The sequence below is a fragment of the Limnohabitans sp. MORI2 genome, from assembly GCF_027925025.1.
In the GTDB taxonomy this organism is placed as follows: Bacteria; Pseudomonadota; Gammaproteobacteria; order Burkholderiales; family Burkholderiaceae_C; genus Limnohabitans.
In genome coordinates this window covers 2,148,921-2,173,161 of sequence record NZ_AP027058.1, presented here as the reverse complement: position 1 = coordinate 2,173,161, position 24,241 = coordinate 2,148,921, and the positions used below count along the sequence as shown (strand labels likewise).

23 protein-coding genes are annotated in these 24,241 nt (G+C 56.8%); 14 read left to right on the top strand and 9 right to left on the bottom strand.

Annotated elements, in window-relative coordinates; all coding sequences use genetic code 11:
• Positions 1-5: 5 nt before the first annotated feature.
• Positions 6-1,277: a lipoprotein-releasing ABC transporter permease subunit gene (locus QMG27_RS10325; RefSeq protein ID WP_281811051.1), complete on the bottom strand. Its 1,272-nt coding sequence runs from the start codon at positions 1,275-1,277 to the stop codon at positions 6-8.
• Positions 1,278-1,337: 60 nt separating this feature from the next.
• Here QMG27_RS10325 and QMG27_RS10320 point away from each other — a divergent pair, with 60 nt between their 5' ends.
• From QMG27_RS10320 to QMG27_RS10280, 9 genes are all read left to right on the top strand, one after another.
• Positions 1,338-2,369 carry a hypothetical protein gene (locus tag QMG27_RS10320; protein WP_281811049.1) on the top strand — a complete coding sequence of 344 codons (1,032 nt, stop codon included), beginning with the start codon at positions 1,338-1,340 and terminating at the stop codon, positions 2,367-2,369.
• A gap of 4 nt (positions 2,370-2,373) precedes the next feature.
• Complete coding sequence (gene recJ, locus QMG27_RS10315) at positions 2,374-4,083, top strand: single-stranded-DNA-specific exonuclease RecJ (protein ID WP_281811048.1); 1,710 nt, start codon at positions 2,374-2,376, stop codon at positions 4,081-4,083.
• A 17-nt stretch (positions 4,084-4,100) separates the two neighbouring features.
• Complete coding sequence (locus QMG27_RS10310) at positions 4,101-4,862, top strand: spermidine synthase (RefSeq protein ID WP_281811046.1); 762 nt, start codon at positions 4,101-4,103, stop codon at positions 4,860-4,862.
• Between the two features lie 116 nt (positions 4,863-4,978).
• Positions 4,979-5,464, top strand: coding sequence for a tripartite tricarboxylate transporter TctB family protein (locus tag QMG27_RS10305; RefSeq protein ID WP_281811044.1), 486 nt, complete (start codon positions 4,979-4,981; stop codon positions 5,462-5,464).
• A gap of 17 nt (positions 5,465-5,481) precedes the next feature.
• The gene (locus QMG27_RS10300) at positions 5,482-6,993 is read left to right on the top strand and encodes a tripartite tricarboxylate transporter permease (protein ID WP_281811042.1); all 1,512 of its coding nucleotides are present in this window, start codon (positions 5,482-5,484) and stop codon (positions 6,991-6,993) included.
• Between the two features lie 103 nt (positions 6,994-7,096).
• The gene (locus QMG27_RS10295) at positions 7,097-8,371 is read left to right on the top strand and encodes a DUF3422 domain-containing protein (RefSeq protein WP_281811040.1); all 1,275 of its coding nucleotides are present in this window, start codon (positions 7,097-7,099) and stop codon (positions 8,369-8,371) included.
• On the top strand, positions 8,368-10,209 hold the full coding sequence (locus tag QMG27_RS10290) for a gamma-glutamyltransferase family protein (protein WP_281811038.1): 1,842 nt from the start codon (positions 8,368-8,370) through the stop codon (positions 10,207-10,209). The genes QMG27_RS10295 and QMG27_RS10290 overlap by 4 nt, the downstream gene beginning before the upstream one ends.
• Positions 10,202-10,813 (top strand): EndoU domain-containing protein, encoded by a 612-nt coding sequence (locus tag QMG27_RS10285; RefSeq protein WP_281811036.1) that lies wholly within the window; start codon positions 10,202-10,204, stop codon positions 10,811-10,813. Before QMG27_RS10290 ends, QMG27_RS10285 begins: the two co-directional genes overlap by 8 nt.
• A 3-nt stretch (positions 10,814-10,816) precedes the next feature.
• Positions 10,817-11,227: a hypothetical protein gene (locus QMG27_RS10280; protein WP_281811034.1), complete on the top strand. Its 411-nt coding sequence runs from the start codon at positions 10,817-10,819 to the stop codon at positions 11,225-11,227.
• A 24-nt stretch (positions 11,228-11,251) separates the two neighbouring features.
• On the opposite strand, the gene QMG27_RS10275 is transcribed toward QMG27_RS10280, so the two are convergent.
• The gene (locus QMG27_RS10275) at positions 11,252-13,012 is read right to left on the bottom strand and encodes a cation:proton antiporter (protein WP_281811032.1); all 1,761 of its coding nucleotides are present in this window, start codon (positions 13,010-13,012) and stop codon (positions 11,252-11,254) included.
• A 90-nt stretch (positions 13,013-13,102) separates the two neighbouring features.
• Between QMG27_RS10275 and QMG27_RS10270 the strand changes: the two genes are divergently transcribed.
• The 3 genes from QMG27_RS10270 to QMG27_RS10260 are packed head-to-tail and all read left to right on the top strand — an operon-like array spanning position 13,103 to position 15,303.
• Positions 13,103-14,011, top strand: a complete 909-nt coding sequence (locus tag QMG27_RS10270) for a DMT family transporter (protein WP_281811030.1) — start codon at positions 13,103-13,105, stop codon at positions 14,009-14,011.
• Complete coding sequence (locus QMG27_RS10265; RefSeq protein ID WP_281811028.1) at positions 14,011-14,805, top strand: SDR family oxidoreductase; 795 nt, start codon at positions 14,011-14,013, stop codon at positions 14,803-14,805. The genes QMG27_RS10270 and QMG27_RS10265 overlap by 1 nt, the downstream gene beginning before the upstream one ends.
• Positions 14,806-14,835: 30 nt before the next feature.
• On the top strand, positions 14,836-15,303 hold the full coding sequence (locus QMG27_RS10260) for a hypothetical protein (protein WP_281811026.1): 468 nt from the start codon (positions 14,836-14,838) through the stop codon (positions 15,301-15,303).
• Positions 15,304-15,320: 17 nt separating this feature from the next.
• On the opposite strand, the gene QMG27_RS10255 is transcribed toward QMG27_RS10260, so the two are convergent.
• Entirely contained in the window at positions 15,321-16,250 is a 930-nt protein-coding gene (locus QMG27_RS10255) for a DMT family transporter (protein WP_281811024.1), read from the bottom strand.
• 108 nt (positions 16,251-16,358) lie between these two features.
• Here QMG27_RS10255 and QMG27_RS10250 point away from each other — a divergent pair, with 108 nt between their 5' ends.
• Positions 16,359-17,342 (top strand): quinone oxidoreductase, encoded by a 984-nt coding sequence (locus QMG27_RS10250; RefSeq protein WP_281811022.1) that lies wholly within the window; start codon positions 16,359-16,361, stop codon positions 17,340-17,342.
• Between the two features lie 16 nt (positions 17,343-17,358).
• On the opposite strand, the gene QMG27_RS10245 is transcribed toward QMG27_RS10250, so the two are convergent.
• The 4 genes from QMG27_RS10245 to QMG27_RS10230 form a co-directional block, all read right to left on the bottom strand.
• Complete coding sequence (locus tag QMG27_RS10245) at positions 17,359-18,108, bottom strand: 2OG-Fe dioxygenase family protein (RefSeq protein WP_281811020.1); 750 nt, start codon at positions 18,106-18,108, stop codon at positions 17,359-17,361.
• Between the two features lie 2 nt (positions 18,109-18,110).
• Positions 18,111-18,611: a signal peptidase II gene (gene lspA, locus QMG27_RS10240; RefSeq protein WP_281811018.1), complete on the bottom strand. Its 501-nt coding sequence runs from the start codon at positions 18,609-18,611 to the stop codon at positions 18,111-18,113.
• A 15-nt stretch (positions 18,612-18,626) separates the two neighbouring features.
• Positions 18,627-21,542: an isoleucine--tRNA ligase gene (gene ileS / locus QMG27_RS10235; RefSeq protein ID WP_281811016.1), complete on the bottom strand. Its 2,916-nt coding sequence runs from the start codon at positions 21,540-21,542 to the stop codon at positions 18,627-18,629.
• Positions 21,543-21,674: 132 nt separating this feature from the next.
• Positions 21,675-22,649 (bottom strand): bifunctional riboflavin kinase/FAD synthetase, encoded by a 975-nt coding sequence (locus tag QMG27_RS10230; protein WP_281811014.1) that lies wholly within the window; start codon positions 22,647-22,649, stop codon positions 21,675-21,677.
• Between the two features lie 108 nt (positions 22,650-22,757).
• Between QMG27_RS10230 and QMG27_RS10225 the strand changes: the two genes are divergently transcribed.
• Complete coding sequence (locus QMG27_RS10225) at positions 22,758-23,315, top strand: HNH endonuclease (RefSeq protein ID WP_281811012.1); 558 nt, start codon at positions 22,758-22,760, stop codon at positions 23,313-23,315.
• Positions 23,316-23,424: 109 nt separating this feature from the next.
• Here the strand turns inward: QMG27_RS10225 and QMG27_RS10220 are convergent, their stop codons facing one another.
• Both QMG27_RS10220 and QMG27_RS10215 read right to left on the bottom strand, forming a co-directional pair.
• Complete coding sequence (locus tag QMG27_RS10220; protein ID WP_281811010.1) at positions 23,425-23,775, bottom strand: hypothetical protein; 351 nt, start codon at positions 23,773-23,775, stop codon at positions 23,425-23,427.
• Positions 23,776-23,800: 25 nt separating this feature from the next.
• On the bottom strand, positions 23,801-24,217 hold the full coding sequence (locus QMG27_RS10215) for a hypothetical protein (protein WP_281811008.1): 417 nt from the start codon (positions 24,215-24,217) through the stop codon (positions 23,801-23,803).
• Positions 24,218-24,241 lie beyond the last annotated feature (24 nt).

The following is a 24,241-nucleotide window of genomic DNA, read 5'->3' as shown; positions in this document are numbered from 1 at the left end:
AAGCCTTATTCGTAGCGCAAGGCAAGAGCCGGGTTGACGCGGCTGGCGCGCCAACTGGGATAGATGGTGGCCAAGAACGCAAGCACCAACGAGATGATGGCAATCGGCCAAATGTCGCCCGCTTGCGGGTCGCTGGGCATGCGGCTGATGAGGTAGATGTCTCGCGGCAAGAAGCTCGCCCCCAACAAGTTTTCAATCGCGGGCACGATGACGTCGATGTTGAAGGCCACCGACAGACCCAGCGCCAAGCCAGCCAGCGTGCCCAGCACACCTACCGTGGCACCTTGCACCACAAAAATGGTCATGATGCTTTTGGGGCTTGCGCCCAGTGTGCGAAGAATGGCAATGTCCGCGCGTTTGTCGGTGACGGTCATCACCAGTGTGGTGACGAGGTTGAACGCCGCCACCGCGACGATGAGGGTGAGGATGATGAACATCATGCGTTTTTCCACTTGCACCGCGGCAAACCAGGTGCGGTTTTGGCGGGTCCAATCGCGCACGATCACTTCGGGGCCGAGTTGCAGGGCCAAGTCATACGCCACGCTGCGGGCTTGTTGACTGTCTTTGATTTTGAGTCGCACGCCAGTGGGCGCTTCGAGGCGGAAGATACGTTGTGCGTCTTCGATGTGCAGCAAAGCCAGCGAGGCGTCGTATTCGTAATGGCCTGAATCAAAAATGCCCGAGACGTGGAGTTGTTTCAAACGCGGCATCACACCTGCGGGCGTCACTTGCCCGCCGGGTGCAATGAGCGTGATTTGGTCACCCACCCGCACGCCCATCGACATGGCCAACTCGCCGCCCAGCACCACATTGAAGCTGCCGCTTTGCAAGGTGGCGCGCACCTCACTCGGAATTTGCAAGGTGAAGTCACTCACCTGTGTTTCGGATTCGGGAGCAATACCACGCACCATTGCGCCACGCATGTCTTCACCACGGGCCATCAGGGCTTGCTGCGACACAAATGGGGCGGCTGCCACGACCTCTGTGTTTTGTTTGGCTTGTGTAATCAGGGTATTCACATCGACAAAGCCTTCGCCACCCGGGGCGAGTAGCTCAATGTGTGACACGACGGCCAACATGCGGTCACGCACTTCTTTTTGAAACCCGTTCATCACACTGAGCACGATGATGAGTGCGGCTACACCCAGTGCGATGCCCAGCATGGACACGCCCGAGATGAACGAAATGAAGCCGTTGCGTCCCGACACTCGGCCCGCGCGTGTGTAACGCCAGCCAATCAGCAGTTCGTAGGGGAGTCGGGTCGAGGTGTTTTGCATGTGGCTGGATTATCCCCGTAGTGACCAGCTTGCCATCCTGCATCAAGGACAATCAGCGGTATGACTTCTGTGCTGAGCTCTTCGCCGTCCGATGTTGGACGTGCCACCACCTTGATCCCCTTTGCATTGTGGAGCCTGCAAGGCCCCGAAGCCGCAGCATTGGTCCAAGCCGAACTGCCGCACCTGCGCAACTGGCTGAAGTTGGCCACGCGCGTGGCGGTGCAAGCCGACACCGTGCAAGCCCCTTTGCTGGCCAGCTTGACGCCGCCCCATGAGCGCTCATGGGCTCAAGCCATGGGCTGGCGCATCGCCGATGGGTGCATGCCAAGCGCTGCACGAACGGCCGCAGCGTATGGCCTGTGCGAGGCAGGAGACGAGACGTCGTCGCGTGGCTGGGCCTTCATCAGCCTGTGCAACTGGCATGTGAGCAACGGCCAAGTCACCTTAGGTGATCCAGCTCATTTGCAGATCGATGCAGAGACAGACGCCACTTTGTTTCAAGCGATGCAAGGTTTTTTTGCTGAAGACGGCATTGCCTTGCATCCCTACAAGCCAGGCCAATGGTTGGCGCAATCGGCGTTGTTTGCTGATTTGCCCACAGCCTCGCTTGACCGCGTGATTGGCCGCAACATCGACCCTTGGCTTGTGGGTAGCCACACCACGGCGCCGTTGAGCCCTGCCGCGCAACTGCTGCGCCGCTTGCAAAACGAAATGCAAATGTTGCTCTACACCCACCCTGTCAACGAGCGTCGTCGATTGAGCATCAACTCGTTTTGGGTGCATGGCACTGGCACGCCACCTGCAGCACAGCCTGTACGTTCCGAGCCGACGGTGGTGCACACCTTGCGTGACAGTGCTTTGCAGCAAGATCTCATCGGTTGGCTAGAAGCGTGGCAACAGGTGGACGCGCAAGTGATTGGGCCCATGCTGACGCGTGTCACAGCGGGTGAGCCGCAGCGATTGGTGCTGTGTGGCGAATATGAATTTCAGGTGTACGACAGCGCCAAGCCTTCGTTGTGGCAACGCGTGCGCCAACACTTCGCACCGACTTCTTTAGACACTGTGTTGGCCGTCGCGCCTTTGAAAGATTAAGCCCATGCAATTCATTCCTCGCGACATGCCACCACGCACCATTTGGGCCTTGGAGCAAGCAGGGGTGCATCCGCTGCTGGCGCGTTTGTATGCCGCACGCGGCGTACAAGACGCAGCGGCTTTAGATGCTTCGCTGGCGCAGCTGTTACCGCCCACCGGTTTGAAAGGCATCGAAGCTGCCGCTGTGCTGTTGGCCGACGCGATGGCTGCGAACAAGAAACTCTGCATCGTGGCCGACTATGACTGCGATGGGGCCACCGCCTGTGCCGTGGCGCTGCGAGGCCTGCGTTTATTGGGTGCAAGGCACGTGAGCTACATCGTGCCCGACCGCGTGGTCGATGGCTATGGCCTCACGCCCCCCATTTCTGAGCGCGTCAAAGCCAGCGGTGCGGATGTGCTCATCACCGTGGACAACGGCATTGCCAGCGTGGAGGGCGTGGCACGTGCCCGTGCTTTGGGCTTGCAAGTGCTCGTGACCGACCACCATTTGCCGGCCGCTGTATTGCCTGAGGCCGACGCCATCGTGAACCCCAACCAACCAGACTGCACGTTTGAGAGCAAGGCACTCGCCGGTGTGGGTGTGATGTTTTATGTGTTGCTTGTCTTGCGTGCGGAGCTGCGCAAGCGTGGCGTTTTCACTGCCGAACAGCAACCCAAGCTCGACACACTTTTGCCGCTCGTTGCCCTAGGTACCGTCGCCGACGTGGTCAAGCTCGATGCCAACAACCGCCGTTTGGTGGCCCAAGGTTTGGCACGTGTGCGTAAGGGGCAAATGCCTGCAGGCATGGCAGCTTTGTTTGCTGCAGCAGGCCGCAAAAGCGAGACATGCACCTCGCAAGATTTCGGGTTTGCCATTGGCCCACGCATCAACGCGGCAGGTCGTTTGTCAGACATGACTTTGGGTATTGAATGTTTGACCACCGACGACGTGGGCCGTGCCACCGAGCTGGCCACGCAACTTGACCGCATCAACCGCGAGCGCCGCGAGATTGAAGGTGACATGCGCGAGCAAGCGCTAGAGCTCGCGCAAGAAATGTTTGACCCAGAAGAAGAACCGCCCTCAGCTCTGTGCGTGTTCGATCCCGAGTTTCACGAAGGCGTGGTCGGCATCGTGGCGGCCAAGCTCAAAGACTTGCACCATCGCCCCACGTTTGTGTTTGCGCCTAGCCAAGCAGCGGGCAAAGGTCACGAGCTCAAAGGTTCGGGTCGCTCCATCCCAGGTTTTCATTTGCGTGATGCGTTGGACCTCGTCGCCAAGCGCCACCCCGGTGTGTTGCTGCGCTTTGGTGGCCATGCCATGGCGGCGGGTTGTACCTTGGAAGAAGACAACCTCGCCACCTTCGAAGAAGCCTTGCAAGAGGTCGCGCAAGAGTGGCTCGACGAAGCCACCTTGCAGCGCCGCCTAGACACCGATGGGCCGCTGCTGCCCGAATACCGCCGCCCCGAGTTGGCCGACACCCTGGCCCGCGAAGTGTGGGGCCAAGGCTTTGCACCACCCACCTTCAGCGAAGAGGTGGAGGTGGTGGGGCAACGGCTGGTGGGCGAAAAACATTTGGCCCTCAAGCTGCGCCACCACGGTCAGCCCGTGGACGGCATTTGGTTTGGCCGTGTGGAACCTTTGCCAGCCAAAGCGCATTTGGCCTTTCGTTTAGAGGCTGACGAGTGGCAAGGCAACAAACGCGTGCGCTTTGTGGTCGAAGGCATGGCTGGATAAAAAACATAAGCAACGCAATGGCAACCAAGAAAAAAATCCAACTTCCAGAAGTCAATTTCTCTGACTATGGCGACACCCGCTACCTGCACCTCGGCACACCCTGGGTGCAAGGTTCGATGAACATTGAAAAACCTTTTGACATCGATCTGGAATACGTGCAACGCATGATGGCGTGGCTCTTGTTCGTCGACCCTGACAAGGTGGGCAAGCTCCACGCCATGCAGCTCGGTTTGGGTGCGGCAGCACTGACCAAGTTTTGTTTCAAGCACCTGCGCATGAAAACCACGGCCATTGAACTCAACCCGCAAGTGGTGGCGGCTTGTCGTCTGTGGTTCAAGCTGCCTGCCGACAGCGCCAAGCTGCAAGTGGTGTTGGGTGACGCGGCCGAGGTGGCCAAGCATGACCATTGGCGCGGCCAGATTGACGCGTTACAAGTCGACTTGTATGACCACGAAGCTGCATCCCCCGTGCTCGACAGCGCTGAGTTTTATGGTCATTGCCGACAACTGTTGACCGACGATGGCTTCATGACAGTCAACCTGTTTGGCCGCAGCTCTAGCTTTGCGCAAAGCGTGGAGAAGATGGCGGCCGCGTTTGGGGCCGATGCCTTGTGGGCCTTCAAGCCCACACGTGAGGGCAATACCGTGGTGCTGGCGCAGCGCACGCCGACGCACCCCAAGCGTGCCGAGCTCATGGCGCGTGCTGAAGCGATTCAAGCGCGCTGGCCCTTGCCGGCGACCAAGTGGTTGCGCGTGTTCAAGCCTTTGAAAGAGGTGTGATTTAGGGTTTACCCCTGATATCTGCATTACTCAAAATAGGTGTAACCCACATCGAACCGCACCAAGGCAGACCTCCATAATTCAGCGCATATTTGCTATTGGATAGAGGAGATCAAATGATCAAAAGTCAAAAAGACTTTTTCTCCGGCCTGATGTTCACATTGGTCGGCGGTGGTTTCGCATGGGGTGCAACCAACTACACCATCGGGACCGGTGCTCGCATGGGCCCTGGTTACTTCCCCATGTTGCTCGGTATTTTCTTGGCCGTGTTGGGCGCGTTCATCACGTTCTATTCTTTGGTCGAGCACACCGAAGATGGCGAACCCATCGGCAAGTTTGCCTGGAAGCCCATCATCTTCATCTTGGGTGCCAACGTGGTGTTTGGCATTTTGTTGGCGGGTTTGCCCAGCTTTGGCATTCCACCCATGGGCTTGATTGCTGCGATTTACGCCTTGGTGCTGATTGCCAGCAAAGCCGGTGAAACCTTTGTCCTCAAAGACGTGCTCATCTTGGCCACGATCTTGTCGGTGGGTAGCTATGTGGCGTTCATCTTGCTGCTGAAGTTGCAAATGCCTGTGTGGCCCACCTTTATTGCTGGCTAAGCCGGGAGAACTAAAAAATGGATTTGATTGCAAACCTCTCTCTGGGTTTTGGTGTGGCGTTCACGCCCATCAACCTCATGTACGCCTTGGTCGGTTGTATCTTGGGCACGCTCATTGGCGTGTTGCCAGGCATTGGCCCTGTGGCGACCATCGCCATGTTGTTGCCCGCCACCTATGCGCTGCCACCTGTGTCGGCGCTGATCATGTTGGCCGGTATTTACTACGGCGCTCAATACGGTGGTTCAACCACTGCGATTTTGGTGAACTTGCCTGGTGAATCGTCTTCGGTGGTGACCACCATCGACGGCTACCAAATGGCTCGCAAAGGCCGTGCAGGCCCCGCTTTGGCGGCTGCTGGTTTGGGTTCGTTCTTCGCCGGTTCTGTGGGTACCTTGATCTTGGCGGCCTTCGCGCCTCCTTTGACTGAACTCGCATTCAAGTTTGGCCCTGCCGAATATTTCTCACTCATGATTTTGGGCTTGGTTGGCGCGGTGGTGTTGGCTTCGGGCTCCTTGCTCAAAGCGATTGCCATGATCGTGTTGGGCCTCTTGATGGGCTTGATCGGTACCGACGTGAACTCTGGTGTCGCACGTTTCAGTTTTGACATCCCCGAACTCACCGACGGTGTGGGCTTCGTGGTGGTGGCGATGGGTGTGTTCGGTTACGGCGAGATCATTTCGAACTTGTCGCAACCCGAAGAGGACCGCGAAGTCTTTACAGCCAAGGTGGAAGGCTTGTTCCCCACCAAGGAAGACTTCAAGAACATGATGCCTGCCGTGATTCGCGGTACCTCGCTCGGTTCTCTGCTGGGTGTGTTGCCTGGTGGTGGTGCGTTGCTGGCAGCGTTTGCGGCTTACACCATCGAGAAGAAAACCTCGTTGCGTGAGGGTGAAGTCCCATTCGGTCAAGGCAACATCCGTGGTGTGGCAGCGCCTGAAGCTGCGAACAACGCGGGTGCACAAACCTCGTTCATCCCCTTGCTCACCTTGGGTATTCCACCCAACGCCGTGATGGCTTTGATGGTGGGTGCGATGACCATTCACAACATCCAACCCGGCCCACAGGTGATGACCAGCAACCCCGAGTTGTTCTGGGGTCTGATTGCCTCCATGTGGATTGGTAACTTGATGCTCGTGATCTTGAACTTGCCATTGATCGGCATGTGGATCAAGTTGTTGTCTGTGCCTTACCGCTTCTTGTTCCCCGCCATCGTGCTGTTCTGCGCGATTGGTGTGTACTCGACCAACAACAACACCTTCGACATTTGGATGGTGGCTGGTTTTGGTTTGATCGGTTACATCTTCATGAAGTTGGGTGTGGAGCCTGCCCCCTTGCTGTTGGGTTTCATCTTGGGCCCGATGATGGAAGAAAACCTGCGTCGTGCGCTGTTGCTCTCACGTGGTGACTGGTCTGTGTTTGGTACACGTCCTTTGTCGGCTGGCTTGTTGGCTGCTGCTGCGATGCTTTTGGTGATTGTGCTGTTGCCATCCATCAAGTCCAAACGCGAAGAAGCCTTCGTGGAAGATTGATTCAGTTCAAACTGTTTCAACCTCAAACGGCACCTTCGGGTGCCGTTTTTCATTCGGCTTCGCTTATATTGAGGCTTGCATCCGTTTTCTCAGAAAGACCACGATGATCGACCATCCCCAACGACTGGCCTTGCACAACGAAGTGCACGCACGACCGCCAGAGCCTATGCAAGCGCCGCAGGTGATTTCGCGGGTGGTCATGTGGGTCGATCGTCCCAGCGCACAAGCCAGTCGCGATCATTTGACGCAGCTGCTGCATGATCACCACCTGCCCGCGCCCGACACCCACACCAACCATGTGCGCATGGACTTGGGCTCGTTTCGTTTGCGTTGGGAGCTGCATACCGAGTTCGTGTCATGGACTTTCATGCGCCCTGTGAGTGCAGATGTGTTTGCACATGGCGAGCCGATGACAGCCATTCAAGCTGTGCCTCAAAAATGGCTCACGCAGTTGCCAGGCGAATGTTTGGCGCGTTTACATGTGTGGCTGTTGCCGTCTTCCACGACGGATATTCATCAAGACATGCCCAAGGTGTTGCGTGAAGATACGCTGGTGGCCTCCACGGTGGCTGAAGGCCATGGCGAGGTGTACACCGATTTTCAATTGCACCCCGATGGCTATTCGCGCATTGTGTTGTTGACGGGGTCGCTCACGCCGCGTCGTCAAGGCAGTTTGGTGCAACAACTGCTTGAGATCGAAACCTACCGCATGGCGGGCTTGTTGGGTGTACCTGCCGCGCGCCAAGCGTCGCATGCGTTAGCCGATGCCGAACGTGAGTTTGCTGCATTGGCCAATGCCATTCGCCATGCCAGCAGCGCCGATGAAGCGGTGTTGTTGGATCGCCTCACGCGCTTGGCGGGTGAAGTGGAAGGGCAATACGCCAGCACGCATTCACGCTTTTCAGCCACACGAGCGTACTTTGAGTTGGTCGATCGCCGCATCCGTGACATTGCTGAATCGCGCATGCCCGGCATGCAAACCATCGCGGAGTTCATGGAGCGCCGTTTGTCGCCCGCACGCAGCACATGCGACTGGGCAGCGCGTCGTCAAAACGCCTTGTCTGAACGTGTCTCGCGCATGAGCAACTTGTTGCGCACGCGGGTGGACTATGAGCAGCAACAAAGCAGCCAAGCCTTACTCACCACCATGAACCAGCGCCAAGACGTGCAGCTCAAGTTGCAATCTACGGTGGAGGGGTTGTCGGTAGCAGCCATCACGTATTACTTCACTGGCCTGGTCAGCTACTTAGCCAAAGGTGCTGAGAAAGTGGGTTGGCCGTTTTCGCCTGATCTCACGGCAGCGTGTGCTTTGCCGTTTGTGGGCTTGCTCGTGTGGTTGTCGATGCGACGCCTGCACAACAAAGTGTTTAAAAAATGACCGACGCGCGCGTTCGTCGTGCATGGCAGGGTAAGACGCTGCGCAGGCGCATCTGGCCCATTGCGTTGTTGCTGTGGCTAAGTGCTTGCACTACACCACCTCATAACAGCACGCCACTGCAACCCGAAATTGCCACTGGCTTCAACCGCAAAGCTGATGTGGTGACCACGCAGTTTGCGGTGGCCGCTGCCAACCCTCTGGCCACGCAAGCTGGGTTTGATGTGCTCAAGGCGGGTGGCTCTGCTGTCGATGCCGCCATCGCGGTACAAATGGTCTTGGGGTTGGTCGAACCCCAATCAAGTGGCCTTGGGGGCGGCGCATTTTTGTTGCACAGCGCAGGTGCCCATGTGCAAGCCTTCGACGGCCGAGAAACAGCCCCTGCAGCGGCCACAGAAGATTTATTGCTTGGGCCCGATGGCAAACCGCTGGCATTTCATGCTGCGGTTGTCGGGGGGCGTGCGGTGGGTACACCTGGTGTGCTGCGCATGTTGGCGCAAGCGCATGCGCAGCATGGCAAGTTGCCGTGGGCTCGGTTGTTTGAGCCTGCCATTCGCTTAGCCACACAAGGTTTTGCCATCAGTCCGCGTTTGCATGCACAACTCAAGGCCGATGCGTATTTGCGTTTAGATGCATCAGCGCGCGCTTACTTTTACCAAGCGAATGGTGAGCCACATCCTGTGGGGCATCTGTTGCGTAACCCAGAGTTGGCTGTCGTGCTGCAACGCATAGCCACCGAAGGTGTTCAAGCGTTTTACAGCGGCGAAGTGGCGGAGGCCATGGTGCGCAAAGTGCAACAACACGCCAGCAACCCAGGGCGCATGACGCTGAGTGACTTGGCCAACTACCAAGCCAAAGAACGCATCCCCTTGTGTTTTGACCATCCTGCGCATGCGCGTGTGTATCGCATCTGTGGCTTCCCGCCACCGAGCTCGGGCGTGATGGCGATCGGTCAAATCTTGGGCATGTTGCAGCACACGCCCGCTTCCATGATGTCCTCACCCCGTGAAGCGGTGGATGGCACACCTGACCCGCGCTGGCTGCATTTGTATGCCGAAGCCTCGCGCCTTGCGTTTGCCGACCGTGCGCACTATGTGGCTGACCCTGATTTTGTGCCGCCCCCCAGTGGCGAGTGGCAAAGTTTGTTGGCGCCTGCCTATGTGCGTGAGCGAGCCAAGCTCATTCGACCCACTGCTATGCCGCAAGCCTTGCCCAGCGTGCCTGTGCGTGGGCAGCGCAGCAGCTTTGCGCCCATGCTTGATCAGCCAGAGTACGGCACCTCGCACATCAGCATCGTGGACGCGCAGGGCAACGCGCTGGCCATGACCACCACGATTGAAGATGCATTTGGTTCACGTCAAATGGTCAAAGGCTTTTTGCTCAACAACGAGCTCACCGATTTCAGCTTTGTGCCGCGTGATGCGCAGGGGCGTGTGGTCGCCAACCGAGTGCAACCCAACAAGCGCCCACGCTCGTCGATGTCTCCTTTGTTGGTGTTTGACAAGGCCACAGGCGAATTGGTGGCGAGTCTGGGTAGTCCGGGCGGTGCCATGATCATCCACTTCACGGCCAAAACTTTGTATGGTGTGTTGAACTGGGGTCTGAGTCCACAACAAGCCATTGCATTGCCTAACTTTGGCAGCGTGGGTGGGCCCATGGTGTTGGAAGGGGGGCGCTTTGCACCTGCTACCCTTGCGGCCTTGCGCGAGCGCGGCCATGAGGTGCGTGAGCAAGCCTTGACCAGCGGACTGCAAGCCGTGGTCAAACAAAACAAGAATGGCAAAAACGTGTGGGTGAGCGGTGCAGACCCTAGACGTGAAGGTGAGGTGATGGGTGAGTAACGTGATTCGTATGGCATTGGCTTTGGTGATCGTCGCGCTGTCGGCTTTCTTTTCATACCAAGCGCCGCATAGCCCCACGCCTGCAGTGGCGCATGAACAGAGCAAGAAGGTGGCAGCAGCCAAAGACGTTGAATCGCAAGATGAACGTGTGGTTGAGGTTGCCAAGTCTGCTAAGGCGACGCTGCCCGCCAGCCATTCCCCCATTGATTTCAAACACATCATCGGCGCAGATTACAAACGTCACACGGGCGAGCCTACGGGTGGCCACACGTTGCTCAACGGCGATGTTCGTGTGATTGAAGGCACAGCATCAGCCCCCGATGCTTCAGGGGTGTACCGCGCCCAAGTACAAATGGTCGATCCGCAGCATCCAGGCCAGTGGATCACCAAGACCGACCGCAATGGCAACCCTATGCCTAACACCATGTTCCCCAAAGACTGGACGGCAGAGCAAGTGGTAAGCGAGGTCAACGCCGCGTGGTTCAGCCCTACCAAAACGGTTCGTGGTGACAAGTGGAGTGCGCTCACACCCAGTGGTGTGCGCGTCGAGGGCTACCTAGAACCCCGCGTCACGGCTTACCCCGTTTACAGCAATCGTCATTGAGCTATGCCGCTTCGCTGTTTCATGCAAGAACAAGCGCCACTACCTGGCAGTGATGCGCAAGCCGTGCACTATCCCGTCTGTGAGTGGGTGGGCGATGGTGGCGAAATCGATGCAGAGCATCCGCTGAATCGCTTTGTGTGTGCGTGGCTCACCAGCGACGTGAACACGGTTGAACAGTGTCAAAACGTGCTGGATGTGTTGGCGCAAGTGGCATCAGGTCAGCGTACACATTGGGCGCTAGATGGCGACGCGTTCAATGTGGATGTGCATCCCCATGGTTTGCAATTCAACTTCAGTCATGTGGGGCCCGATGACACAGCTTGGTGGAATTTGCCAGAGGGGCGTTTGCCCATGCAGCCCGTGCGTGAGTTGGTGAGTGCCTGGTGTCGTTATTTGCAGACCGAGCCTCGGTGAGCTTGCATCGCGTGACGCGATGCTTCAGTCCTCTGGCGTTTCAAACTTGTGCTTGAGCACATCGCGCATCAGCGCATAGCGCGTCATACGCTGGCCTTGCACCAAACGAATCACGCGCTTCAAAGGAATGCCAATATGCGCCAAGGTTTGGCTGGCGAGCATGAGGCTGCCTTCAATCACTTCAGGCACCACTTCGGCCGCGCCTGCGGCGCGCAAGTCTTCGAGGTGTTCATCGTCGTGCGTGCGCACGATCACGGGTACATGCGGCGCGTGTTCTTTGACCCAAGCCAACACTTTCAAAGCAGAAGGTAAATCGGGGTAGGTCACGGCCACGGCAGAGGCGCGCACCAAGCCAGCAGACATGAGGCTTGAGAAACGGGTGGCGTCACCGAGCTCCACATGGTGGCCGTGGTCACGTCCCATTTGTACTTTTTCTGGGTCAGAGTCGAGGGCCACGTAGGGAATATTTTCGAGTGTCAGCAAATCGGCCAAGTTGTGGCCGCTTCGGCCGTAGCCGCACACGATGACATGGTGCTCAATCTTGAGTGTGCGTTGGGCCATGCCGGTGAGGGCGAGCGACTGCAGCAACCAGTCGTTGCTGATGAGTCGGTTGACGATGCGATCGGCGTTCATCACCAAGAACGGTGTAGCAATCATCGACAACACCATCGACGCCAATATGGGGCTCATCCACGCTGCGGGGATGAGCGAGTTTTGGACACCGAGTGACAACAACACAAAACCGAATTCACCCGCTTGTGCGAGGTACAGGGCTGTACGCAGGCTTACACCGGCAGGTGCGCCGGTGAGGCGAGCCAAGATGAATACCAAAGCCGCTTTGAGAAACAAAGGCACGAGCGACAGCAACAGCACCCAACCCCAGCTGTCGATCAACACTTCCCAGTCGAGCTTCATGCCGATGGTGATGAAGAACAAGCCCAGCAACACATCGTGGAAAGGGCGAATGTCGGCTTCCACCTTGTGTTTGAAATCGGTCTCGGCAATCAACATGCCTGCCAAGAACGCGCCCATGGCCAGAGACAAACCTGCGAGTTCGGTCAGCCATGCCAAGCCCAGCGTCATGAACAAGAGGTTGAGCATGAACAACTCATCGCTCTTGCGGCGCGACACGATGTGCAGCCAAGCGCGCATCACACGCTGGCCACCCCACAGCAACAAGCCCACCAACACGGTGGCTTTGAGCATGGCAATCGACAGCACGCGCCAAATATTGTGTTCACCCATGTCAGCCAGTGCGGGAATTAGCACCAACAATGGCACGACGGCCAAATCTTGAAACAACAACACGCCCATCACGCGCTGGCCATGTGGTGATTCCAGCTCAACGCGATCGGACATGAGCTTGACCACAATGGCCGTGCTTGACATGGCCAAGGCACTGCCCAATGCAATAGAGGCTTGCCAGCTCAAGCGCCAGATATAGCCTAGCTCTTTGAGTGCAAAGCCGACCGCTAAGTTAAATAAAAACGCACCCACCAGCGTGAACACCACTTGGCCCAACCCCAAACCAAACACCAGTTTGCGCATGCGCATGAGTTTGGGTAGGTTGAATTCCAAGCCGATGACGAACATCAAAAACACCACACCAAATTCGGCCAAGTGCTCGACCGCCACCGAATCGTTGGCCAGCGCCAAGGCGTTGGGGCCAATCACCACGCCTGCAAACAAATAGCCCAGCATGGCCGGCAAATGCAACAGTCGACAACCCACCACGCTGACCACAGCAGCGCACAAATACAAGAGGGTGAGTTCGAGGGAGGACATACCCCCTAATGGTACCGAGCGTTTGTGACACGCTTGTGTGAAAGCCTCACATAAACTCAGGTTTTCTCCAGCGAATTCACACCTCTCTCAATGCCCCATTCACAACGTCCTGCTTTGTCAGGGCTCTTGCTTGCCACCGCTGGTGCGATTGCATTCAGCGGCAAGGCCATCATCGTCAAGCTGTCTTATGTGTATGGGGTCGATGCCGTCACGGTCATCATGTATCGCATGTTGTTTGCGTTGCCGTTCTTCATCGCGATGGGTTTGTGGGCCGAGCGCCAAGCCATTGCGCGTGAGAACCCGCTGACGCGTCGCGATGTGATCGACATCGTGGGTCTTGGCTTTGTGGGCTACTACCTGTCGAGTTACTTAGATTTTTTAGGTTTGCAATACATCACTGCCAGTCTGGAGCGACTCATCTTGTATCTCAACCCCACGCTGGTGGTGTTGCTGGGGTGGGCGGTTTATAAAAAGCCGATTCATCCCATCCGTATGTTGGCGATGGCCATCAGCTATAGCGGCGTGATGTTGGTGTTCTCGCATGAGCTGTCGTTTGCCGGATCGAACGTGGCGCTTGGTGGCAGCTTGGTATTAGGCAGCGCGGTGAGCTATGCCGTGTATTTGCTCTACAGCGGTCAGCTGGTGCAGCGCATTGGCTCGTTGCGTTTGGTCGGTTGGGCGACCAGTGTGGCGTGTGTGTGTTGCATTGCTCAATTTGTGGTGCTGCGTCCGCTGTCTGCTGCAGATGTGCCGGTCGAGGTGTTGTGGCTTGGTGTGCTTAATGCCGTTGCCTGCACGGTGGCGCCTGTGCTCATGGTGATGATGGCGATTGAGCGCATTGGCGCTGCTTTGACTGCGCAAACAGGCATGATTGGTCCGATGTCCACCATTGCGCTGGGCGTGTGGTTATTGAATGAACCAATGAATATTTGGATTGGTGTGGGTACATTGTTGGTCGTCAGTGGTGTGTTTATTGTTTCTAAGTATGGAGCGAAGTGATGGATTTAGGACTCAAAGGCAAATGGGCATTGGTGGGCGGTGCAAGCAAAGGCTTGGGCTTCGGCTGTGCGCAATCCTTGGCGCGTGAAGGTGTGAATGTGGTCATCGTCGCGCGTGGTGCTGAGGCGCTGGATGCTGCGGCTTCGGAGTTGCGCAAGCTGGGCACCACCATCCTCACAGTAGCGGCAGATATCACCACGCCAGCAGGCCGCGAAGCCATTTGGTCAGTCGCTGGCGGCCCTGGCCAAAACTTTGACATCGTGGTGACCAACGCAGGCGGCCCACCGCCCGGTGACTTTCGCAACTGGGAACGCGACGACTGGATCAAGGCGGTGGACGCCAACATGCTGACCCCGATAGAACTCATCAAGGCCACGGTAGATGGCATGGCTGCACGTGGTTTTGGCCGCATCGTTAACATCACATCAAGCGCGGTGAAAGCGCCCATCGACATCTTGGGTTTGTCCAACGGCGCACGTACTGGCTTGACAGGTTTTGTGGCGGGTGTGGCACGCACGCAAAAGCTCGCAGGCAATAACGTCACCATCAACAACTTGCTGCCAGGCAAGTTTGACACCGACCGTTTGGCCACCACGCACAAAGCGGCTGCCGAGAAAACAGGCAAAAGCGTGAACGACATTCGTGGCGTGCAGCAAGCACAAATCCCAGCGGGGCGATTTGGCAACCCACAAGAGTTTGGTGACACCTGCGCGTTTTTGTGTTCTGCCCAAGCCAGTTACATCACAGGCCAAAACATCTTGACCGATGGTGGCGCGTATGCGGGTACTTTCTAAGTTTGCTTGTCTGAGATGATGAAAAGGCTTTTGCCCCTTTTGCTGTGTTGGGTGAGTGCATCAAGTTTGGCGAAGGAGCAAATTGCTGTTGATGCGATAGAGGCGAAGCTGTTTTATCAATACAGCGGTCGCTTCTCATCAGCCATCCGTTCGACGGACTTTCTGAATAACGTGTTCGTTGGCGAGTACATCATCGAGGGTGACACGAAAGCAGAGCCCGCCGACACAGTCTTGATCGATGTTGCCGTGCCAATGCCACCGGGCAAAGATGCTTTTGGCGAGGTGGAGTTGTTGATCACCGATCTCAAAACCAAACGCACCCTTGCACGCATGCAGCATGACATTGGCAAATTCAGCGAAGCAGGGGTGTCGCACGTGGCTTTCCTCTTCCCCTTTGGTTGCACTGGCGTCAGGTTAGAGGCGCGTGCCAAAACAGCAGGTATCCCTGCTTATTCAGCTTCTAAATGGATGTCGCTGCCGTTTGGGTGCGGTGAGTAATTGACCCCACACTCGCTTTAGGTGCGGGGTTTGTAAGACGACACCACAATCCCACCAATGATGAGCGCGAACGCGGCAGCGTGATAGAGCTGTGGCATCTCGCCCAAGACCAACGCTGACAGCGTGGCGGTGAATACGGGGATGAGGTTTACAAAAAAACCAGCGATGTTGGGGCCCACGCGTTGCACGCCCAGCCCCCAAAAGCGATACGCCAACACAGCAGGCCCTACGGACACATACACCAGTGCGGCAATCAAGGGCCAGCTCCAGCTGATGTGGGGATCAGCGATGCCTGTGAGGCCTGACCACTCGGCTGTACTGAATGCCGCAGACCAGAACAAACCAAATACCAGTTGCGACATCAAGAAGTTCGCCCAATTGCTGCGCGCTTCGACAGGTTCGTGGGTGCGCGCCAAGAGCCAGCTGTACCAAGACCAAGCCGCTGTCGCCAAGAGCACAAACACATCACCGATGACCAAGTGCACATTGGCCAAAGCGTGCCAATCACCTCGGCACAACACCACCAACACCCCAACGATGGACAGCAAAGCCCCTGCGATTTGGCGTTTACGCACGTGTTGTTGGAAGAACAAGGCACCGACCAACAGCATGAACACGGGCATGCTCGAGCCCACCAAGGTCACGTTGATGGGCGTTGAGGTTTGCAGCGCCAAATAAAGAAAGCTGTTGTAGCAGCCCACGCCCAACAGACCCAGCACGGTGTAGTGCTTCCAATGCGCCCACAACGGGCTGTTGCGACGCAAGATGGTGTGTGCCAAGGGCAGCAGGAGCACAAAGGCCAACACCCATCGGATGAAGTTCAGCGTGATGGGCGGAATCAGGTCCGCAATCATGCGACCAATCACCGCATTACCGGCCCAAAGGAGTGGAGGAATCAACAAAAGCGCCGCATTGCGCGGCGTCAAGGCATGAGGAACAACAGACATAAGGCCAGCACTGTACCCGAGCGGTGAATAACCCATGTGACAGCTTTGCCAGGGGTTTCGTGGCAGGATTCGGCATCTTAAAAATTCAACCTCTCTGGAGCATCACCCATGACCCAAGCAGTCATCATCGAACAACACGGCGGCCCCGAGCAACTCAAGCTCGTCAACGTGACCGTGGGCCAGCCCGGCCCTGGCGAAATTCGCATTCGCCACAAAGCCATCGGTTTGAACTTCATTGATGTGTACCAACGCAGCGGCTTGTACCAACTGCCCATGCCCTTGCAGTTGGGTATGGAGGCCAGCGGCATCATCGAAGCCGTGGGCGAGGGTGTGACCCATTTGAAAGTCGGCGACCGTGCTGCCTACGCCAGCCAACCACCCGGCAGCTATTGCGAAGAGCGCGTGATGCCCGCTAAGTGCGTGTGCAAATTGCCCGATGCGATTTCGTTTGAAACAGGCGCAGCCATGATGCTCAAAGGCTTGACCGCACAGTACTTGCTCAAGCGCACCTTGCCTCAAGGTGGTTTGCACGCCGGTGACTTCATTTTGTTCCACGCGGCCGCTGGTGGTGTGGGTCTGATCGCTTGCCAATGGGCCAAGGCCTTGGGCTACCAACTCATCGGCACAGCTGGTAGCGATGCCAAGTGTGCATTGGCCAAGGCCAACGGCGCTGCGCACGTGATCAACTACAACACCGAAGACTTCTTGGCCCGTGTGAAAGACATCACCGGCGGCAAAGGCGTGAAGGTGGTGTACGACTCGGTGGGCAAAGACACGTGGGACAAGTCGCTCGACTGCTTGGCCCCATTTGGTTTGATGGCCAGCTTTGGCAACGCCTCAGGCCCCGTGGACCCCTTCTCGCCCGGCATCTTGGGCCCCAAGGGTTCGATTTACGTCACACGCCAAACGCTGTTCAGCCACATCGTTACACGCGAAAGCACACAAGCGATGGCCGACGATTTGTTTGAAGCGGTGACCAGCGGCAAGGTGAAGATCCACATCGACCAAACTTATCCGCTGGCTGACATTGCCCAAGCGCACCGCGACTTGGAAGCCCGCAAGACCACGGGCTGCACCATCATCACCTTGTGATGACAGCGCAGGCGTTTCAGGCGCTAGGCTCGGCGTCTTGAAATTTGTCTGCGCGGCAGGTGAGCACCAGCGTGTCGCGATGGCCACCTTCAGCCAACGGCTGAATGGGCGTACTTTCGTGAATCACGCGGGTGTCGTCTAACAACATCAACGACCAAGGCTCGCTCAGGGTGAAGCGTTCGCCATGTGGACCGTTGGCATCAAATACGCGGGTTTCGCCGCCTTTGATGCCCACGCGTCCGAGCATGAATACCGCCACAAAATCCACGCCATCGCGATGCGCGCCTTCAGGCGTGGGGCGGCCAATGCCGTCGGTCGTGTCGATGCGGAATTGATGCGCTTCGATGCACCATTTGGTGTGGGGTTTGCCGCGCACTTGGGCGGCGGTATTGGCCAATGCGGTGAGCAATTTCGTCCATGCAGGTGTGGTTACCGTCGCCTCGTGCATAGGCTCAAACCAACGCTCCATACCGCCGTGCAAGGCGTTGTAGCTAAGGGGTTGCCAATGCGCGCGGTGAGGCACTTGGCTCAATGTGTTGTGCTCAAACACAAAGCTGCTGTGGCGACGGCGGCGGTAGCGGCCACCATCCTTCAGGTAGTTGTCGGGCGGCATGTTGTCCCAGTCGGGTGACAGGGCGAGCAGTTCGCTCAACGCACACCCCGCCCATTGCGCCACGCTGTGCGCGTTGAGCACGCCATAGCCTTTGTGAGCCAGTGTGGTGTTGAGTTGCTCAACGTTGACGGTGGTGGGGGCGAGTATTTGCATGCTCAGTTGCCTCGGCGCACGCGCAGCACTTCATCCAAGATGAGACACGCAGCGCCCACGCTGATGCCGCAGTCGGCCACATTGAACGCGGGGAAGTGAATGCCGGCGTAATAAAAATCGAGAAAGTCCACCACGTAGCCATACAGCACGCGGTCCATCACATTGCCTACTGCACCACCCAAGATGCAAGCGATGGCAAAGCCAAACAGTTTTTGGCCGGGGTGCTTTTTGAGCATCCACACCATGCCGAGCGTGGCAACCACACCGAGACCCGTGAAGAACCAACGCTGCCAGCCACCTGCCGTCGCGAGGAACGAAAACGCAGCGCCTTCGTTGTGCACACGCACGATGTTGAAAAAGCTATTAACGGCAAAACCTTCACCCAGCTGATACGTGCTGACCATCAACACCTTGGTGAATTGATCGGCCACCAAGACCAAGGCAGCCATGGCGATCCACACCCAAAACGACGTGGTGTTGCGAATGAAAGTGTGGCGTGCCATGTGTGTTGAAAAGCGTTAAGCGAAGTAACGCACTTCACCGTTGCCATGTAAGTTGCTGTCGCAACGACCGCACAGGGTGGGGTGAGCGGGGTTGTGGCCCACGTCGTCGCTGTAGTGCCAGCAGCGTTCGCACTTGTGCGCTTCGCTTGCTTTGACTTCAACAGTCAAGCCTGCGCCTGCAGTCTTCACCAAGGAAACCTGTGATGTGATGAACACAAATTTCAAATCGTTACCCAGCGAGGCCAACGCGTCATACGTCGCACCATCGCAGTGGATGACCAACTCAGCTTGCAGTGATGCGCCCACAACGCCAGCCGTGCGTTGGTTTTCGATTTCCTTGTTAGCGATTTCGCGCACCTGCTGTAGCGTGCCCCACTTATCCATCAACGCTATGTTGGTTGCGCCGAGATGGATGAAGGTTTCCAAGAAGATGGACTCCGACTTGCCAATCGTGCGCCATGCTTCTTCAGCGGTGAAGCTCAAGAACGGTGCCATCCAGCGCACAAATGCATGGGTGATTTGGTGCAACGCGGTTTGTGCGCTGCGGCGTGCAAGCGACTTAGGCGCTGTGGTGTACAGGCGGTCTTTGAGCACGTCGAGGTAGAACGCCCCCAAATCTTCTGAGCAATACAGTTGCAACTTTGAAACGACGGGGTGGAATTCGTACTTTCCGAAATGGCCACCTTCAAACACTTTTTTGTCGGTGTTGTAAGTGCCCAAAATTTCAGCTTGCAATTGCGCTGCGCGTGACAGCGCGTACTTGTCGATTTCTAACAAGTCATCAAATGCCACGGCGTCTTGGGTGGCATCGAAGTCGCTGATGTTGGCCATCAAGAAGCGCAGCGTGTTGCGGATGCGGCGGTAGGCATCGACCACACGGGCCAAGATTTTGTCGTCGATGTTCAAGTCGCCCGAGTAGTCGGTGTTGGCCACCCATAGGCGCAAAATTTCGGCGCCCATTTTGTCGCTCACTTCTTGAGGCGCGACGGTGTTGCCCAAGCTCTTGCTCATCTTGCGACCTTGGCCGTCGGTGGCAAAGCCGTGGGTCAGCAAGCCTTTGTAGGGCGCGCGGTCGTACAAGGCGCAGCCGAGCAGTAACGAGCTGTGGAACCAGCCGCGATGTTGGTCGTGGCCTTCCAAATACAAGTCGGCTTCTGGGCCTTGGTCGTGGTGTGGCGCGCGGTCGTAGGCGTCTTTGTGGCTGCCGCGTAGCACGTGCTGGAAGGTCGAGCCAGAGTCAAACCAAACTTCCAAAATGTCGGTGCTCTTGGTGTAGCTGCCTGCGTCGTCACCCGGTTGGTTGAGGATGTCCTCGACTGTCACACGGCTCCAAGCTTCGATGCCGCCTTTTTCAACGATGTCTGCCGCTTGGTCCATGATGGCCATGGTGCGTGGGTGCAACTCGCCGCTGTCTTTGTGCAAGAAGAACGGCACAGGCACACCCCAACTGCGTTGGCGCGAGATGCACCAGTCGGGGCGGTTGGCAATCATGTCGCGCAAGCGCGCACGGCCGTTCTCTGGATAGAAGCTGGTTTGGTCAATCGCGTTCAAAGCGAGTTCGCGCAATGATTTGCTTGACTTGTCGGTGATGAACTTGCCCGTGGTTTTTTCGGTGGTGCTGTCAAACGCGTCCATGCGGATGAACCACTGCGCTGCTGCTCGGTAGATGACGGGCGTTTTGTGACGCCAGCAGTGTGGGTAGCTGTGCGTGATGGTTTGCGTGGCCATCAAGCGGTCTGCGTTTTGCAACGTTTCCAGAATGACAGGCACAGCTTTCCAGATGTGCAAGCCACCGAACAGCGGGAAGTCTTCGGCGTAGCAGCCGTTGCCTTGCACGGGGTTCAAGATGTCGGTGTACTTCATGCCATTGGCCATGCATGAGTTGAAGTCGTCCACGCCATACGCGGGTGCGCTGTGCACGATGCCTGTGCCGTCGGCTTCGCCCACGTAGTCGGCCAAGTACACGGGGGCGGTGCGTTGGTAGCCAGCGTCCACATGGGCGAGTGGGTGGTTGAACTCAATCAAGCCCAGCTTGTCTCCCTTGGTGGTGGCGACCACTTTGCCTTCGAGCTTCCAGCGCTCCAAGCATTTCTCGGCTAACGAGGCGGCGCAGACAAACATGCCACGCTCGGTGTCGACCAAGGCGTACTCGATTTCGGGGTGCATGTTGAGCGCTTGGTTGGCGGGAATGGTCCACGCGGTGGTAGTCCAGATGACGGCAAAAGCTTCTTTGTCGATCTTGGCCAAACCAAAGGCTGCGGCCAGCTTTTCGGGTTGGGCGCACAAGAAGGCCACGTCCAGCGTGTCGCTCTTTTTGTCGGCGTATTCAATTTCAAACTCGGCCAGTGATGAGCCGCAGTCAAAACACCAGTACACGGGTTTCAAGCCGCGGTAGACAAAGCCACGCTCCATCACGCGTTTGAAGGCGCGCAGTTGGCCGGCTTCGTTGGCGGGGTCCATGGTGCGGTAGGGGCGCTCCCAATCGCCCAGCACGCCTAAGCGTTTGAAGTCTTCGCGTTGTTGGTCAATTTGCTCGGTGGCGAATGCACGGCTCTTGGCCTGCATGTCGTCGCGGCTCAATTTGCGGCCATGCAGTTTTTCGATGGCGTTTTCAATCGGCAAACCGTGGCAGTCCCAGCCGGGGATGTATTGCGCGTCAAAGCCAGCCAGTTGGCGGCTTTTCACAATCATGTCTTTCAGCACTTTGTTCAGCGCATGGCCGATGTGCAGCTTGCCGTTGGCGTAGGGCGGGCCGTCGTGCAACACAAACAGTGGTGCGCCGTGGCGCGCAGCGCGTAGCTTTTTGTACAAGCCTTCTTCGTTCCACGCTTGGGCCCACGCGGGTTCGCGTTTGGGCAAATCGCCACGCATGGGAAACGGCGTGTCGAGCATATTGAGCGTGTCGCGGTAGGTGCTGTTTTTATCGGTCATGGCTATCTCGGGTATCGGCGTCTCTGAGGGAGAGACTGGAAAGAGGGTGGGCAAGTGCTGGGTCAGTCAAGGTTTAGCCAGCAAGTTGAGAGGCGCGGGGCAATGTGCAGCAAGAGGGGGCTGCACGCCCCGTCAAATTCGGGCTGCAAGCCAGGCGCGTGCATCGTCGCAGTCTTTGTGTATGCCTTGCATCAAGGCGTCCAGACCGTCGTACTTCAGCTCGTCGTGTAATTTGTGCAGCAGTTCCACGCGGATGATTTTACCGTAGCCCCCCTCAGCGCCTAGGCTGTCGGGCCAGTCGAGGCAATGGGTTTCTAGCAGCACGCGACCGCCGTTCACATCGGTCGGGTCAAGCGAAGGGCGAATGCCCAAATTGGCCACGCCTGCCAAGGGCTGGTCGGTTAAACCGTGCACCTGCACCACGAAGATGCCGCTGGCCGCGGACTTCCAGTGGCTGAAGCGCAGATTGAGCGTGCGGCAGTTCAGCTCGCGGCCCAACTTGCGGCCATGCACCACATGGCCCGAAATGGCATAGGGGCGGCCCAGCAACTGCGCCACTTCTTGCATCGCGCCACGGCCCATGGCCTCGCGCACGGCAGAGCTGGAGACGCGCAGGTTCTTCACCTCGTAGCTGTTCATGCGGGCCACGTCGAAACCCAGCTTTCCACCTGCCGCATCCAGCATGGCGTAGTCGCCTGCGCGTTTGGCGCCAAAGCGGAAGTCGTCACCCACCAGCACGTATTTCACGCCGAGGCCTTTGACCAGCACGTCTTCGATGAAAGCTTGCGGTTCTTGCGAGGCAAAAGCTTGGTCAAACGGCAACACCACACATTGGTCTACGCCACAGGCCGCGAGTTCGTTGAGCTTGTCGCGCAGCGTGGCAATGCGGGCGGGGGCGAGCTCGGGCTTTTTGTGCTGCTCGGCGAAGAAGTCGCGGGGGTGGGGCTCAAACGTCATCACGCAACTGGGCACACCGCGGTGGCGTGCCTCGTTGTTGAGCAACGCCAGCATGGCTTGGTGGCCACGGTGCACGCCGTCAAAGTTGCCAATCGTCAAGGCACATGCCTTTGCTAACTGGGGGTGATGAAAACCGCGAAAAATTTGCATAAGTGAGTGAAAGGTGACAGACCTGAAACTGTCACGCAATGAAGGTATATTGTCCCCGATAGATGTGCATTCCCGATCGGTCGTTTGAGAAGCGAATGGAGGTGAGGTGTGAAGGTCTTGAAACTGTCTGCCCAAGGGCTACCGCAGTCGTGGATATCGCTGGAACAAGCGGTCATTCATTACGCGGCCGACGAGGTGCGCTGGGAGTCTGGCGGCGAGGTAGCGGTGTTTCATGGCGGCACCAATGCCATCACAGGGCAGCAGTCCATCATCACGGTCAACAGCATCATTGGCACCAAGGGCGTGCCCAACATCAACCCGTTTGATTTGAAATCGGGCCTGACCAACGACAAACTTTTCACCCGCGACCGCAACATCTGCGCGTATTGTGGTGACCACTTTCACGAATCAGAGCTGACCCGAGAGCACATTCGCCCCATCGGCCAAGGCGGCCCGAACACGTGGATGAATGTGGTGACGGCGTGTAAATCGTGCAACCACCGCAAGGGTAACCGCACGCCTGAGCAAGCGCGTATGCCTTTGTTGTATGCGCCCTATGAGCCATCGCTGTGGGAGGACTTCATCTTGAGAAACCGCCGGATCTTGGCGGATCAGATGGAGTTTTTGATGGCGCATGTGCCTAAGAGTTCGCGGCTTTTGGCTTGATTGTTTGCGTTCGCTCCGGCGAGGAGGCTGACTGCGGCTTCCTCATGCTGGAGTACCAGAAATCGTCAGCCGCAGCCAGCCTCCTCGCCTTCGGTGATTAAGATAAATATCAGCAAACTACTCCATTTGTGATGCGCTGTTTTTTCACATCAATGCCAAACCAGCATCGGTGCTCTTTGCGGTCTGCAGATTCAGTGCATTGCATTTCTTTGATGCGTTTGGTGAATGAACCATCGTCTGTGCATTCATCACGAAAGGGTTTGACTTTCATCGACTCAAAAAGATCTTTCGCTGCTGGCCCAGTAAGGTTGAAATAAATGTGCGGGTCGTTAGGTTCGTTGTCTGGCGCATCGTAGAAAGTTTTACCTCCGATGGAGTAACTGCCAGTGAGGAGTTGATATTCCCTAGCTCCAGCTACGAGATGGAGCATTAAAAAGATGATTGTTGCAATCGTGCGCATTTCGATTTTTAAATAGCCGGTACTGTTATGAAATTTTTTGCAAGTCGCCCATTCGCAAAATAGACTTTTGCTCCAGCTGATGAGTGGCTGAATCTAGCGAGTTGTGACTTGATTTGATGACTGTCACTTTGCCATTGATGTCTTTAGAGATTTTTAGGCTGTATCTGTTGTGAGCTACAACATCTAATTGAACTAGTTCTGTCACCGCTTCGCCAGTTGTAGTTGCGTAAGAGCATGATGCTTCTAATTTTTCCGCAGACAGCACGTTATCTTTAGTTGCGGTTTGCCTAACTTTTGTCTCGCTACTAATTTCAGACTTGTATAGAAATTGGATGAGCTTCACACCCACTATCGCTGTGATGAATCCACCTGTAATAGCTCCATGCCTAGGATTAACAAAGATTACGGTATCAAAAAATTCTCTTAAAGAGTCTAGCCACATGTGTCAATTTTTAATTCAAAAGAA